General features: G+C 55.6%; 15 protein-coding genes. 6 read left to right on the plus strand and 9 right to left on the minus strand.

What is annotated here, in order from left to right:
- Positions 1-26: 26 nt before the first annotated feature.
- The 3 genes from AB4Y96_RS00200 to AB4Y96_RS00210 all read right to left on the minus strand — a co-directional run bounded on the left by AB4Y96_RS00200 (position 27) and on the right by AB4Y96_RS00210 (position 2,200).
- Entirely contained in the window at positions 27-950 is a 924-nt protein-coding gene (locus AB4Y96_RS00200; RefSeq protein ID WP_091880918.1) for a pirin family protein, read from the minus strand.
- A gap of 64 nt (positions 951-1,014) precedes the next feature.
- On the minus strand, positions 1,015-1,269 hold the full coding sequence (locus tag AB4Y96_RS00205; protein ID WP_091880920.1) for an exodeoxyribonuclease VII small subunit: 255 nt from the start codon (positions 1,267-1,269) through the stop codon (positions 1,015-1,017).
- A gap of 4 nt (positions 1,270-1,273) precedes the next feature.
- Positions 1,274-2,200 (minus strand): histone deacetylase family protein, encoded by a 927-nt coding sequence (locus AB4Y96_RS00210; protein ID WP_091880921.1) that lies wholly within the window; start codon positions 2,198-2,200, stop codon positions 1,274-1,276.
- A 252-nt stretch (positions 2,201-2,452) separates the two neighbouring features.
- Here AB4Y96_RS00210 and AB4Y96_RS00215 point away from each other — a divergent pair, with 252 nt between their 5' ends.
- Genes AB4Y96_RS00215 through AB4Y96_RS00230 form a run of 4 tightly spaced genes read left to right on the plus strand, consistent with a single transcriptional unit; the run spans position 2,453 to position 5,533 of the window.
- Positions 2,453-3,511 carry a hypothetical protein gene (locus AB4Y96_RS00215; RefSeq protein ID WP_441914887.1) on the plus strand — a complete coding sequence of 353 codons (1,059 nt, stop codon included), beginning with the start codon at positions 2,453-2,455 and terminating at the stop codon, positions 3,509-3,511.
- The gene (locus AB4Y96_RS00220) at positions 3,508-4,206 is read left to right on the plus strand and encodes a hypothetical protein (RefSeq protein ID WP_441914889.1); all 699 of its coding nucleotides are present in this window, start codon (positions 3,508-3,510) and stop codon (positions 4,204-4,206) included. The genes AB4Y96_RS00215 and AB4Y96_RS00220 overlap by 4 nt, the downstream gene beginning before the upstream one ends.
- Positions 4,203-4,853 (plus strand): hypothetical protein, encoded by a 651-nt coding sequence (locus AB4Y96_RS00225; RefSeq protein WP_441914890.1) that lies wholly within the window; start codon positions 4,203-4,205, stop codon positions 4,851-4,853. Before AB4Y96_RS00220 ends, AB4Y96_RS00225 begins: the two co-directional genes overlap by 4 nt.
- A complete protein-coding gene (locus AB4Y96_RS00230; protein WP_441914892.1) occupies positions 4,850-5,533 on the plus strand; it encodes a hypothetical protein in 684 nt (227 codons plus the stop codon). The genes AB4Y96_RS00225 and AB4Y96_RS00230 overlap by 4 nt, the downstream gene beginning before the upstream one ends.
- A gap of 14 nt (positions 5,534-5,547) precedes the next feature.
- On the opposite strand, the gene AB4Y96_RS00235 is transcribed toward AB4Y96_RS00230, so the two are convergent.
- Positions 5,548-6,831, minus strand: a complete 1,284-nt coding sequence (locus tag AB4Y96_RS00235; protein WP_441914893.1) for a cystathionine gamma-synthase family protein — start codon at positions 6,829-6,831, stop codon at positions 5,548-5,550.
- A 137-nt stretch (positions 6,832-6,968) separates the two neighbouring features.
- Here AB4Y96_RS00235 and AB4Y96_RS00240 point away from each other — a divergent pair, with 137 nt between their 5' ends.
- On the plus strand, positions 6,969-7,427 hold the full coding sequence (locus AB4Y96_RS00240) for an Lrp/AsnC family transcriptional regulator (RefSeq protein WP_441914894.1): 459 nt from the start codon (positions 6,969-6,971) through the stop codon (positions 7,425-7,427).
- 570 nt (positions 7,428-7,997) lie between these two features.
- On the opposite strand, the gene AB4Y96_RS00245 is transcribed toward AB4Y96_RS00240, so the two are convergent.
- The 3 genes from AB4Y96_RS00245 to aroC form a co-directional block, all read right to left on the minus strand.
- The gene (locus AB4Y96_RS00245) at positions 7,998-8,219 is read right to left on the minus strand and encodes a helix-turn-helix domain-containing protein (protein ID WP_441915254.1); all 222 of its coding nucleotides are present in this window, start codon (positions 8,217-8,219) and stop codon (positions 7,998-8,000) included.
- Positions 8,220-8,331: 112 nt separating this feature from the next.
- Entirely contained in the window at positions 8,332-9,435 is a 1,104-nt protein-coding gene (gene ribB / locus AB4Y96_RS00250; protein ID WP_091880937.1) for a 3,4-dihydroxy-2-butanone-4-phosphate synthase, read from the minus strand.
- A gap of 15 nt (positions 9,436-9,450) precedes the next feature.
- A complete protein-coding gene (gene aroC / locus AB4Y96_RS00255) occupies positions 9,451-10,545 on the minus strand; it encodes a chorismate synthase (protein ID WP_441914895.1) in 1,095 nt (364 codons plus the stop codon).
- 171 nt (positions 10,546-10,716) lie between these two features.
- On the opposite strand from aroC, the gene AB4Y96_RS00260 reads away from it, so the two are divergent.
- Positions 10,717-10,971, plus strand: a complete 255-nt coding sequence (locus AB4Y96_RS00260) for a DUF1344 domain-containing protein (RefSeq protein WP_091880941.1) — start codon at positions 10,717-10,719, stop codon at positions 10,969-10,971.
- A 32-nt stretch (positions 10,972-11,003) separates the two neighbouring features.
- Here the strand turns inward: AB4Y96_RS00260 and AB4Y96_RS00265 are convergent, their stop codons facing one another.
- Positions 11,004-11,594 carry a histidine phosphatase family protein gene (locus tag AB4Y96_RS00265; RefSeq protein ID WP_441915255.1) on the minus strand — a complete coding sequence of 197 codons (591 nt, stop codon included), beginning with the start codon at positions 11,592-11,594 and terminating at the stop codon, positions 11,004-11,006.
- A gap of 13 nt (positions 11,595-11,607) precedes the next feature.
- Positions 11,608-12,426, minus strand: coding sequence for an enoyl-ACP reductase FabI (gene fabI / locus AB4Y96_RS00270; RefSeq protein WP_091880942.1), 819 nt, complete (start codon positions 12,424-12,426; stop codon positions 11,608-11,610).
- Positions 12,427-12,507 lie beyond the last annotated feature (81 nt).

Genomic DNA, 12,507 nt, shown 5'->3' on the forward strand with positions numbered 1-12,507 from the left:
GAAGTGCAGCTTTCTCCTTACCCATGTCAATTTTCAGGCAGGGGTATGAACTCTTCCTCATCACCCGGTACGATATCAAAGCGGCCCGAGCGCCATTCTTCCTTGGCCTGCTCAATCCGCTCTTTTGAAGACGAAACGAAATTCCACCAGATATAGCGCTTCGATGGCATGGTTGCACCGCCGAACAGCATGAAATGCGCACCTTGCGGTGCGGATATGACAATTTCATCGCCAGTTCTGAAAGCCAGCAGGCGGTCGGCAGGAAAACTCTCGCCCGATATCTCAACCGATCCATCCAGCGTATAGATCGCCCGTTCCTCGGCGGCATTCGCTGGTATCTGGATATGCCCACCCGGTTGCAGGCGGATGTCGACATAGAGCGTTTCCGCATGCTGTTTGACGGACGATCCCGCCCCATGAAACGCGCCCATGACCACACGGGCTTCCATTCCGGCCTCATGCAGAACAGGCAATTCCCCCGCCGCCGTATTGGCGAAGGTCGGGTCGATTTCTTCCAGATGATCGGGCAGCGCCAGCCATGTCTGCAAACCGGATATGGGCAAAGGCTGGGTGCGCAACTCCTCAGGCGAGCGTTCGGAATGGACGATACCGCGTCCCGCCGTCATCAGATTAACATCGCCCGGACGGATGACCATTTCGGTCCCAAGACTGTCGCGGTGACGGATATTGCCGTCGAAGAGATAGGTCACTGTCGACAATCCGATATGCGGATGCGGGCGCACATCCAGCGCATCATCAGGGCGCAGGATCGCAGGGCCCATGCGGTCGAAGAAAATGAACGGTCCGACCAGCCGCCGCTTTGCCGTCGGCAGGGCGCGGCGAACCTGAAAGCCACCAATATCGCTGGTGCGTGGAATGATGAGCGTTTCAATCGAATCAACGGCTGTCGTGTCGCCGGGGTGCGGATCATTGCCGGGGAAAAAGCTCATCAATGCTGCTCCAACCTATTGGAGCCGCATCATAGCGTCTCGCAGCTTACCTGAACAGCCGTGCCTATTCCGGGTCGAGCGGCTCGGTGCCGACGGGCTGGCCATCGCGGCCCAGCCTGATCTTCTCAACCTTGTCCTCAGCGGCACGCAGCAGCGTATCGCAATGTTTTTTCAGGGCTTCGCCGCGTTCATAAATGCGGATGGACTGCTCAAGCGGCACATCGCCGCGCTCCAGATCATCCACAATCTTTTCCAGTTGATCGAGCGCCTGCTCAAAACTCATGGCGGCGATATCGGAGTTGGGTTGTACATCGGCCATGGTTTCAACCTTTCATCAAACGTTTGATATGTGCGCCTGCGGAGAGCGACATGCCCTTGAGGTCGTAGCCGCCTTCCAGCAGGCTGACAACCCGGTTCGACGCATACTTCCCAGCTCTTTCCAGCAAAACGCCGGTCGCCCAGTCAAAATCATCTTCGTCCAGATTGATCTCGGCCAGTGGATCGCGATGATGCGCATCAAAACCGGCCGAAATGATGATCAGATCCGGTTTGAAACTGTCGATGGAAGGCAAAACACGCGTGTTGAACGCCTCGCGAAAGTGCTCGCTTCCGGTCTGCGGCGCCAATGGTGCATTGACGATATTGCCCGCACCGGTTTCATCCTTGGCCCCCGTGCCGGGATAAAGCGGCATCTGGTGCGTGGAGCAATAAAGCACCGACGGATCGTCCCAGAAAATATCCTGCGTGCCATTGCCGTGATGCACATCCCAATCAACAATAGCAACGCGCTCAGCCCCATGCGCCTTCTGCGCGTGGCGAGCGGCGATGGCTGCGTTGTTGAACAGGCAGAACCCCATGGCGCGGTTGCGCTCCGCATGATGGCCCGGCGGACGCGACGCCACAAAAACATTATCCGCCCGGCCCGCAAACACATCATCAACAGCCGCATTGGCCGCACCTATGGCGGTGAGCGCCGCTTCCCAGCTCTTCGGACTGACGGATGTATCCGCATCGACGCGGGTCATTCCCTCCTCCGGCACAGCCTGGCGCACCCGCTCGACGAAATGCTCGGGGTGCGCATAAAGTATGGTCGCTTCATCGCCCAGTGGCGACAGCGTACGATCCAGCGCATCAAAAGCACTGTCCTCCAAAACCTTGGTAAGCGCACGCAAGCGGTCCGGCCGTTCAGGGTGACCGACAGGCGTTAGATGTTCCAGATAGATCGGGTGCGAATAAAGACGGGTGACCATATCGGCTTTCTGCAACTGTGAATGGATATCAGCACAACCCTAAGGTCGCATGGAGAGAATTTGCACAGACGCCGCGCTTTGCACAAGAGGCAAAGGGCAGATGAGTGCGCCTCTTTCTCCGGTGGCAAAACTCGGACACGTTCAACCGGCGATGGCAAGAATCTCTGAAATTTCGTCGAAAATTCCGACCAACGTCTAATTGACGATGGCTTGCTTGTTATAGGAATATTGTCCTTTTAAGGGATAGTATTCATGACATTGCATGGTGAACATTCTTCCAGAAATCTCCGGCTCCGATGGCACATTTCCGCCAATGAACTGCAACTCAAAGCGCTGAAGATAGCGCCGCATAGCAGCCTGCGCAGCAAGCAATATCGCCAGCTTGAAAACGAGCGGGCGATGCTGGAGGCGGAACTCCGATTTCAGGCGGAAATCGACCTCTGGCGAAAGTATGACCCAGACCAGCCGCGCGAGCCTGCGGGAACCCGCGAAGGCGGGAGGTGGATCGATGGCGGAGGTGCGGGCGTCGGTGTGACGGCCGCTGTCACTGCGCATGATGATAGTCAGGGGCGCACCTCAGGAACGTCCTGGCTAGATGGTGCTGCAAATGCATTCGGTAGTGCGGCAAATGCACTGCGCCCATTAGTGAACAAGATTCCAGGCGCTGCGACACTCACCGAAATCTTGAATGGAGTGCGATGGACCGATGATATTGGCGGCCATATTGCAGAATACAACGAACTTGTTGCGGACGTTGGAAATGATAGCCGTCTTGTCCCAATTATATCGTCTCGCGCGCAGGCATACACCAAGGGAAAAGATGACGCGAAAACTTGGGCTGCAGTTGCTGCGCTTTCCCGTGAAGAGGCCGCAAAATACTGTCCTTACTTCATGCGAGTTCAGCACATGTTGAACGAGGCCACGCGAGAGGCTGGGCCAGTCTCGAATTATGGTTCGATGACTCTTCGCGGCACTGCAATCCACTCCTTGCTCAGGGATAAAGTTAGAAGCGTCGGAAGCCCTAATCTTCGAGCTGAGATATCATTCCTTAAATCAGTTAGCGGCTCGCTCTCAGATCGCGTCTATCCATCAAGTCCAGACGCTTCAAGATGGGTAAAGTACGGCACGAAGGGCTCCGTCCGTGTGGATGTCTACGACAGAGCCTCAGAGAAGCTTGTCTGCGTCTACGACGCGAAAACCGGAGAAAGTGACATCACAGTTCCGCGCTTGGGCGAAATTGGCAGAACAGTCGCAAGATATTTTGGCGAAGGCACACAATTTTTTGTTATGGGGATGAAACCATTCGAATGACTACAATCAAACAAGTCAAAGAAACTGTCCAACCCCTCCTCGAACGTCATGCTGATTTAGCGTTGGTCGGACGATACCTTATCCTGACGCCGGTGCGGCATTTCGTTCGCGGTGTCTTGATTGATGCCAGTGGTGATCGGAACATTTTCGTCCCTGCCACGAGTGTCTGCCTCACATTTGATGGAGATGCCACTCAGGGTATCGGATGGGGAGACCATTTAATCTATCTCTCTTTCGAAGAAGCTGATCCCGATCTGTTCTATAAAAGGAGAAATGATCCCCGCTTCGGCAAATGGGATACCCGCTACCCTGAAAATATCGAGTTGATGCTGCGCTTTATCGAGGCTTCGTTGGAGCCACTGCGTGAGATGACCACCTTCGAGCAGATGACGGCTTTTGCCCAACGCCCCGAGAATAATCTCACCCCATTCGAGTTCATGTATTATGCGCGGTTCCTGCTGGCAGCGGCCATTGGCGACTTTGAAACCGCAAGACATATCATCGAAAAACGAGAGGGAATGCGGCTGAGTCTGGAAGCTCATTACCCCTCACTCTGTCCGGCCCTCATTGCCGAGGACCGGGCAGAAGTGGCCAAATGCCTGCATGAACTGGAAGCCAAGACGATCAAAAACCTCAAACTATCGAAATACTGGGAATCCACGCCCTTCCCGCTGGAACGCGAGGCGACCCAATGACGACCGGGGCGCAAATTCGCAAAATGGTAAAACCGTTGCTTGAACGTCATAGCGATCTGGCAATGGTGGGCCGTTTCATGGTCGTTGGACCCATTCATCACCTTCGGCGCGGAATTTACCTGGACTACTGTCGAACACCCGAGATGTTTAACCCAAGAACCGTGGTCGATATCCTCATACCACCGAGTGACGCCGGCTATCTGGGTCGAGGTGATTACCTTACTGACCCCGGAAGGGGCTTTTGGGACGCTACGAATCCCGACGCCGTCCAACGGTTTTTTGATTTGCTCGAAGATAAAATTCTTCCGAGACTGCGCTCCACGAAGACGTTCGATCATTATCGGGTATTGACCGAACGATATCGCGCTTCGGGTGATTATTATGACAGGGATCGTTTCTTTGAAATGCTGATTGCAACGGCAGTTGGCGATTTCGACCTTGCTCAATCTATCGTTGAGCCGTTGCCCGATATGCAATTTTATCTCGCATATTTGGCACCGTCTTTCTATCCCGCACTGCTAGCCAGAGATCGCGCGGAAATTGCAAAAATCCTGCACGCATGGGAAGCCCAGACGATCAAGGCATACAAGCTGGAGAAGTTCTGGGAACCGACACCCTTCCCGCTGGAACTTGAGGTGTCCAAATGACCACGATCACGCAAGTCAAAGAAATCATCCAACCGCTCCTCGCGCGCCATGCTGATTTAGCGCTGGTCGGGCGATACCTTATATTGACGCCAGTGCGACATTTCGTTCGTGGCGTCTTTATTGATCGCAGCGGCGATCGTCACATCTTCGTTCCAGCCACCAGCGTCTGTCTCACATACAGCGGATCGACCACTCAAGGCATCGGATGGGGAGACCATTTAATCTATCTCTCTTTCGAAGAGGCTGATCCCGATCTGATCCATAAAAGGAGAAATGATCCCCGCTTTGGCAAATGGGATACCCGCTACCCTGAAAATATCGAGCTGATGCTGCGCTTTATCGAGGCTTCGCTGGAGCCATTGCGTGAGATGACCACCTTCGAGCAGATGATGGCTTTTGCCCAACGCCCCGAGAATAATCTCACCCCATTCGAGTTCATGTATTATGCGCGGTTCCTGCTGGCAGCGGCCATGGGCGACTTTGAAACGGCAAGACATATCATCGAAAAACGAGAGGGAATGCGGCTGAGTCTGGAAGCTCATTACCCCTCGCTCTGTCCGGCCCTCATTGCCGAGGACCGGGCAGAAGTGGCCAAATGCCTGCATGAACTGGAGGCCAAGACGATCAAAAACCTCAAACTATCGAAATACTGGGAATCCACGCCCTTCCCGCTGGAATGACGGGATACCCCGCCTTAAGCCTCACTCAAAGCCTGAGTGAGGTCCGCGATCAGATCATCCGGATGTTCAATGCCGATGGACAGCCGGATGGTCGAATCCAGAACGCCGATCTTCTGCCTGACATCCACAGGCACGCCTGAATGGGTCATGGTAGCAGGATGGCTGGCAAGGGATTCTGTTCCGCCGAGGCTGACCGCCAGTTTGAGGATTTGCAGCGCATTGAGGAATTTGAAGGCTGCGGGCTGGCCGCCCTTGATATCAAAGGAGAAAGTTGAACCGGCCCCCGTGCATTGCGCGGCAAATGTGCGGCCGAGCGGCGAGTTTGCATCGTGGTAGGGCAGATAGTGGATCTTTTCCACTTTCGGATGATCGCGCAGGAAATCGGCGATGGCCAGCGCATTGTTGTTGGCCTTTTCCATGCGGATGCTTAGCGTTTCCAGCGAGCGGCCCAGCATCCAGCAGGAATGCGGATCAAGCTGGGTGCCGATGGCACCGCGCAGCGCCTTGACCTGTTTCATCACGACTTTCGATCCAAGCGCAGCACCGGCAATGAGATCGGAATGGCCGCCGACATATTTGGTCAACGAATAGAGCGAGATGTCGGCACCATGCTCGATGGGGCGCTGGAACACTGGCCCGAGCAAGGTGTTGTCACAGGCGATGACGGGTGTGTGCCCCTGCTTTTCGCCGATCGCATCGGCAACCCTACGGATCATCGCCACATCCACCAGACTGTTGGTGGGGTTGGCAGGTGTTTCGATGAGAATGATGGAAACGCGTCCCTTGGTCATGGCTTGGTCGGCGGCTGCCTGCACGGTGGCTTCGTTGACCCCATCGGCAAAGCCGACTGCCGCCACGCCCATGTTGAGGAACGTCTTGGCCAGCAGCGTTTCCGTGCCGCCGTAAAGCGGTTGCGAATGCAGCACCGCATCGCCGGGGCGCACAAACGCCAGCAGTGTCGTGGCAATCGCCGACATGCCGGAGGAGAACAGGGCGCAGCTTTCCGTACGCTCATAGACGGCCAGACGATCCTCGACGATCTCGCTGTTGGGATGGTTGAAACGCGAATAAACAAGACCGGCGCCGACGCCCGCCGGCGGTTCCTTGCGGCCAGAGACGAAATCGAAAAAGTCGCGGCCTTCCTCGGCGTTCTTGAACACAAAAGTCGAGGTCAGAAAAACAGGCGGTTTTACCGCGCCTTCCGACAATTCAGGATCAAAACCATAATTGAGCATCAATGTTTCGGGATGCAATTTGTGGTTGCCGATGTGGGTCTTGTACGGATGGGGAGCGGCCATGCGAATCTCCTTGGGCGAATCTTGGGTATGAGAGATGGAGTGTCTTAAGCAAATTATATCAAATGCAGTGATCAATCCTTGCTTTTTGTGATCAAATTGCATTGATTGCGGCAAACAATTGCCAAGAATGAAAAGATATGACGCAGAAAATTGCTGACGAGACTGACAGACGCATTTTGAAGGAATTGCAGGCGGACGCGCGGATCACCAACAACGAACTGGCCGAGCGCGTCGGGCTGTCGCCCTCGCCCTGCCTGCGGCGTTTGCGGCGCATGGAGGAAGCCGGAATCATCCGGGGCTATACGGCGCTGATCGATCCCGTGATTGAAGGCTGGACCATGGCAGCCATCGCCACGATCCGCCTCAGCCGCCAGCATGAGGACGAAATCGTCATGTTCGAGGAAGCTATTCGCGGCTGGGACGAAGTGCTGGAATGCCACCTCGTCACCGGCTCGCGCGATTATGTGCTGAAAGTGATGAGCGCCGGGCTGGAACAGTATGAGCGCTTCATAAAGGAAAAGATCGCCCGACTGAAATGTGTGGCGTCCATCGAGACCAGTTTTGTCATGAACACGATCAAGGAACGCCGGGTTTAGGGGGGCTGACGTTGCAGGGTTGTTGGTCGTGGTGCGTGGTGCGTGGTTCGACAGGCTCACCATGAGGGAGAGTGAGGATGCAACGCTAATCGCAAAGATTGGGCGCAAAAAGGTTTAGCGCTAAAGGTGCAGCGCAAAGGTTGCGGAACTTGGCTCCCTTTCATCACCCCTCTCCCTCATGGTGAGCTTGTCGAACCACGCACGATGTTGATGCAGCCATCAATTCAATAGCCAGACGCGAAAGCGAGTGTGGTGATGGGGGAGTATGTTCCGCAATTGAAATGTTGGTGGATGCAATCACCCCCCTCTGTCCTGTCGGACATCTCCCCCACAAGGGGGGAGATCACATTGACATGAACGCCTTTGCATAACAGGAACAGTTTCAGATTGTGCAAAGGCAGTAATAACAGCTGATCTCCCCCCTTGTGGGGGAGATGTCCGACAGGACAGAGGGGGGTGAGCGCCACAGCTGCATGGTTCGTGGTTCGTGGTTCGACAAGCTCACCATGAGGGAGAGCGAAGCTGCAAAGGTAATCTCCACAATTGCCGAACTTGACTCCCCCCAAGCCCTCATGGTGAGCCTGTCGAACCACCAAGCAATTCCGCAACGTCGGACTGAAGTACCACCGCAATCTGCTCGGCAGTTTCCAGGGTGACATTCATCTGGCCCGCTTCAATGCGGCTGACATAGGCCTGATCTGCGCCAATTCGCATGGCCAGCTCTTCCTGCGAAATGCCAAGAGCACCCCGTCGTTCCTTCACCGCCAACCCAAATCGCTTTTTGATATCCATAGGTGGCACGAAGCCGCTCCCTCTCCCTCATGGTGAGCCTGTCGAACCACGCACCGAGAGGTTTTTACAACTTATCAACCAAAAGAATCGAGCCCCCTCAACCCATCTCAGCCTAGATAATATCCGTCCGCGTAATCTGGATACCAAACCCCTCAAGGCCGACATAGTGCCGTTCGCGTGAAGACAGCAGCCGGATTGAGGTGATGCCGAGGTCTTTTAGAATCTGCGCGCCGAGGCCGATCTGGCGCCATTCTTCTTCGCGGACCTTGGCTTCGGCGTGGGCTTCGCGCTCCTGCAGGGTGGCGCGGTTGCGGTCGTCGTCACGGCCAACGCCGACGGAACCTTCGCGCAGATAAACAATCACGCCACGCTTTTCCTCGGCAATGCGCTTCATGATGCTGTCGAGCGTGTTGCGGGTGCCGAACACGTCGCTGAGGATGTCCTCGCGCTGCAGGCGAACAGGCACATCCTCGCCGTCGCGGATATCGCCATAGACGATGGCCGCATGGTGCATCGGCTCCCATGGCAGCGCATAGGTGATGGCCTTTGCCTTGCCGGCACAGGTATCGATCTCATATTCGCCGATGCGCTCGATCAGGGTTTCCTTGCGCTGGCGATAGGCGATGAGGTCAGCCACCGTCACCTGATGCAATGTGTGCGTTTCAGCAAAGCTGGCAACTTGCGGGCCGCGCATGACCGAACCATCATCATTGACGAGTTCACAGATGACGCCGACGGGTGGCAGACCGGCAAGCTTGCACAGGTCAACGGCGGCTTCCGTATGGCCGGAGCGCATCAGCACGCCGCCCTCGCGCGCGATCAACGGGAAAATATGACCGGGACGCACAAAGTCGGTCGCGCCCGCATTGGGATTGGCCAGATTGCGCACGGTCAAGGTGCGGTCATCGGCGGAAATGCCGGTGGTGGTGCCGTGCTTGTAGTCGACCGTCACCGTGAAGGCGGTTGAATGGGGCGCATCGTTCTCAGCCACCATGGGCGTGAGGTTGAGGCGCTTGGCGTGTTCGCGCGGCATGGGCGTGCAGACGATGCCTGATGTGTGGCGCACGATGAACGCCATCTTTTCCGGGGTGCAGTGAACGGCAGCAACGATCAGATCGCCTTCGTTCTCGCGCCCGTCATCATCCATGACAACGACGATTTCACCGCGTTCGAAAGCGCGCAGCGCATCGACGACCCGTTTTTGATTGTAAGCCATTGTTGCGCCTCTTGCTTAAATGCGACCGGTCTGGCCGCGATGTCTGAGATAATGATCGGCAATTGCGCAGGCAACCATGGCTTCGCCAATGGGTACAGCGCGGATGCCAACACAGGGATCGTGGCGGCCCTTGGTCATCACATCCACCTGCTTGCCATCGGCATCGATACTCTGGCGCGGGGTGAGGATTGATGATGTGGGCTTGACGGCAAAGCGCGCGACAACCGGAGCGCCACTGGAAATGCCGCCGAGAATGCCACCGGCATGATTCGACAGGAAAATCGGCTTGCCGTGATTGTCCATGCGCATCTGGTCGGCATTTTCCTCGCCGCTAAGCTTGGCCGATTCGAAACCGTCGCCGATTTCAACGCCCTTCACCGCATTGATGGACATGAGATAGCTGGCAATATCCTGATCAAGCTTGCCATAGACAGGCGCGCCGAGACCGGCAGGCACGTTTTCCGCGACAATCTCGACAACTGCACCAATGGACGAACCGGCCTTGCGGATACCATCGAGATATCCGGCAAAGACATCGACAGAGCCGGGGTCCGGCGTGAAGAACGGGTTGTTATTGACCTCGTCCCAATCCCAGCGGTCGCGGTCGATGCTGTGAATACCCATACCCACAAGCGCACCGCGCACGATCAGGCCGGGCACGACCTTGCGGGCAATGGCACCGGCGGCTACGCGCGCTGCGGTTTCGCGGGCTGATGAGCGGCCGCCGCCGCGATAATCGCGAATGCCATATTTCACGTCATAGGTATAATCCGCGTGGCCGGGGCGATACTGGCGGGCGATATCGCCATAATCCTTGGAGCGCTGGTCCGTGTTCTCGATCATCATCGAAATCGGCGTGCCGGTTGAAATCATCGTCACACCGTCATCCTGCAGCATGAAGCCGGACAGGACTTTTACCTGATCGGGCTCGCGGCGCTGGGTGGTGTATTTCGACTGACCGGGCTTGCGCTTGTCGAGATAGGCCTGAATCTCGGCCTCGCTAAAGCTTATGCCGGGGGGGCAGCCGTCAACCACGCAACCAAGCGCGATTCCATGGCTTTCACCCCAGGTTGTGACACGAAAAAGATGACCGAAAGTATTATGCGACATGAGGGTATCCGGTGTTGTGTCAGGGGGTTTTATGAGCGTTTACGCCTGTGGTCAAACCCGCCGCTGAAATTCCTTGTTCCGCCACGAAAAAAGCAATTGTTTTGCCACAGTTGGACGCTTTAAGTTGAGCAACAAATCGGCCACCAGATTTTGATTAAAGAGGATATCAAAATGCGTTTCATCGTCGCAACATTCATGTTTGTCGCTTCCCTGCTTCCAGTCGGCGCGCTCGCCGACGATGCGCAGGGCACGATCACCAAAATCGATGAAGTCAATTCGACCATTACGCTTGATGATGGCAAGGTCTACAAACTGCCGGGCGAGTTCGATTTCAGCGCCATCGACAAGGGTATGAAGGTCACAATCATGTTTGATCTGGTCAATAAAGAGCGCTTCATCACCGATATTGAAGAGACGGTGCAATAAGCATCTGTTTGCAATGATTTAGACCTGGGTGGTTACATCCAGGTCAGGTGGCCCTTTTCAAGGCGCAGAATTTTATCCTGAGTGATGGAAAGATTCGCGGCATCGTGGCCATCAAGCCCTTCGACCATCTGAAAAATTGTCCGCATACAGCCACCATGCGTCACGCACACGGTCGGCTCCCGGACTTCCGATAGCCAGTTTCCCATCCGTTTTGCCAATGTTGCATAGCTTTCAGCCGTTGGGCCGGGTGGAATAAAATTCCATTTGTCTCTGGCGCGTGCGGCGACCATTTCGGGCGAGCGGAGTTCAATATCCGCCATCATATAGCCCTGCCATTCGCCGAAATTCACTTCCATAAGGCGGTCATCGGTGCGGTAGGCCCATGGGTCAATGCCCATGCGTGTTCTGATCCGCTCCATCGTGTCGCGCGTGCGGCGCAGGGGGCTGGCGACAAAGTCAAAGCCTGCACCCTCACCGATCAATGATTTCAGGAGATCGCCATTGCGCACGGCCTGCAACTGGCCGCGCTCATTGATATCGACGTCTTCCTGCCCCTGAATGCGTTCGGACACGTTCCAGTCTGTCTCGCCGTGACGCGAGAAATAAACAATCGAGTCCGGCAAATGCACTTTAAGGTCAGTCCTTGACGACAGAGATATCCGGTGCGTCCACAGCCTTCATGCCAACGACATGATAGCCGCTGTCGGCATGGTGAATTTCGCCCGTTACCGAGCGCGACAGATCAGAAAGGAAATACAGACCGGCATCGCCAACTTCTTCGATGGTAACGGTACGGCGCAATGGTGCGTTGTACTCGTTCCATTTAAGGATGTAGCGGAAATCGCCAATACCTGATGCCGCCAGCGTCTTGATCGGGCCAGCTGAGATCGCGTTGACGCGGATATTATCCGGACCAAGATCGACAGCCAGATATTTCACACTGGCTTCCAGCGCTGCCTTGGCGACACCCATGACGTTGTAATTCGGCATGACTTTTTCTGCGCCGTAATAAGTCAGCGTCAGGATCGAGCCGCCATCGGTCATCAGCTTTTCGGCACGCTTCGCAACGGCGGTGAGCGAGAACACCGAAATCAGCATGGTCTTGGTGAAATTTGCTTCCGACGTATCGACATAGCGGCCAGTCAGTTCATCCTTGTCGGAGAAGCCGATGGCATGCACCAGAAAGTCGATTTTGCCCCACTTTTCTTCCAACGCCGCAAAACACGCGTCGATGGTCGAGGCATCAGAAACATCACAATGGCCGCAAAGAAATGCGCCAAGTTCCTGAGCCAGAGGCTCCACACGCTTCTTCAGCGCATCACCCTGATAGGTAAAAGCAAGTTCGGCACCGGCATCATGGGCAGCCTTGGCAATGCCCCAGGCGATCGACCGATTATTGGCAACGCCCATAATAAGTCCGCGTTTACCTTGCATCAAACCAGTTTTGGCGGTCATTTACCAACCCTTCACGAAAGACATATGATTGATTTGCGGTATCGCACAGCCCGCGCCGGGCTTCAAGCATCGTGTCAGTTT

Origin of the sequence: Phyllobacterium sp. TAF24 (assembly GCF_052113785.1) — a bacterium.
In the GTDB taxonomy this organism is placed as follows: domain Bacteria; phylum Pseudomonadota; class Alphaproteobacteria; order Rhizobiales; family Rhizobiaceae; genus Phyllobacterium.

Coding starts and splice junctions, on each gene's coding strand:
- AB4Y96_RS00205 (WP_091880920.1), bottom strand. CDS start 1,269: ATGGCCGATGTACAACCCAACTCCGATATCGCCGCCATGAGTTTTGAG.
- AB4Y96_RS00235 (WP_441914893.1), bottom strand. CDS start 6,831: ATGGCCGCTCCCCATCCGTACAAGACCCACATCGGCAACCACAAATTG.
- AB4Y96_RS00230 (WP_441914892.1), top strand. CDS start 4,850: ATGACCACGATCACGCAAGTCAAAGAAATCATCCAACCGCTCCTCGCG.
- AB4Y96_RS00240 (WP_441914894.1), top strand. CDS start 6,969: ATGACGCAGAAAATTGCTGACGAGACTGACAGACGCATTTTGAAGGAA.
- AB4Y96_RS00215 (WP_441914887.1), top strand. CDS start 2,453: ATGACATTGCATGGTGAACATTCTTCCAGAAATCTCCGGCTCCGATGG.
- aroC (WP_441914895.1), bottom strand. CDS start 10,545: ATGTCGCATAATACTTTCGGTCATCTTTTTCGTGTCACAACCTGGGGT.
- AB4Y96_RS00220 (WP_441914889.1), top strand. CDS start 3,508: ATGACTACAATCAAACAAGTCAAAGAAACTGTCCAACCCCTCCTCGAA.
- AB4Y96_RS00210 (WP_091880921.1), bottom strand. CDS start 2,200: ATGGTCACCCGTCTTTATTCGCACCCGATCTATCTGGAACATCTAACG.
- AB4Y96_RS00225 (WP_441914890.1), top strand. CDS start 4,203: ATGACGACCGGGGCGCAAATTCGCAAAATGGTAAAACCGTTGCTTGAA.
- AB4Y96_RS00245 (WP_441915254.1), bottom strand. CDS start 8,219: ATGGATATCAAAAAGCGATTTGGGTTGGCGGTGAAGGAACGACGGGGT.
- AB4Y96_RS00260 (WP_091880941.1), top strand. CDS start 10,717: ATGCGTTTCATCGTCGCAACATTCATGTTTGTCGCTTCCCTGCTTCCA.
- fabI (WP_091880942.1), bottom strand. CDS start 12,426: ATGACCGCCAAAACTGGTTTGATGCAAGGTAAACGCGGACTTATTATG.
- AB4Y96_RS00200 (WP_091880918.1), bottom strand. CDS start 950: ATGAGCTTTTTCCCCGGCAATGATCCGCACCCCGGCGACACGACAGCC.
- ribB (WP_091880937.1), bottom strand. CDS start 9,435: ATGGCTTACAATCAAAAACGGGTCGTCGATGCGCTGCGCGCTTTCGAA.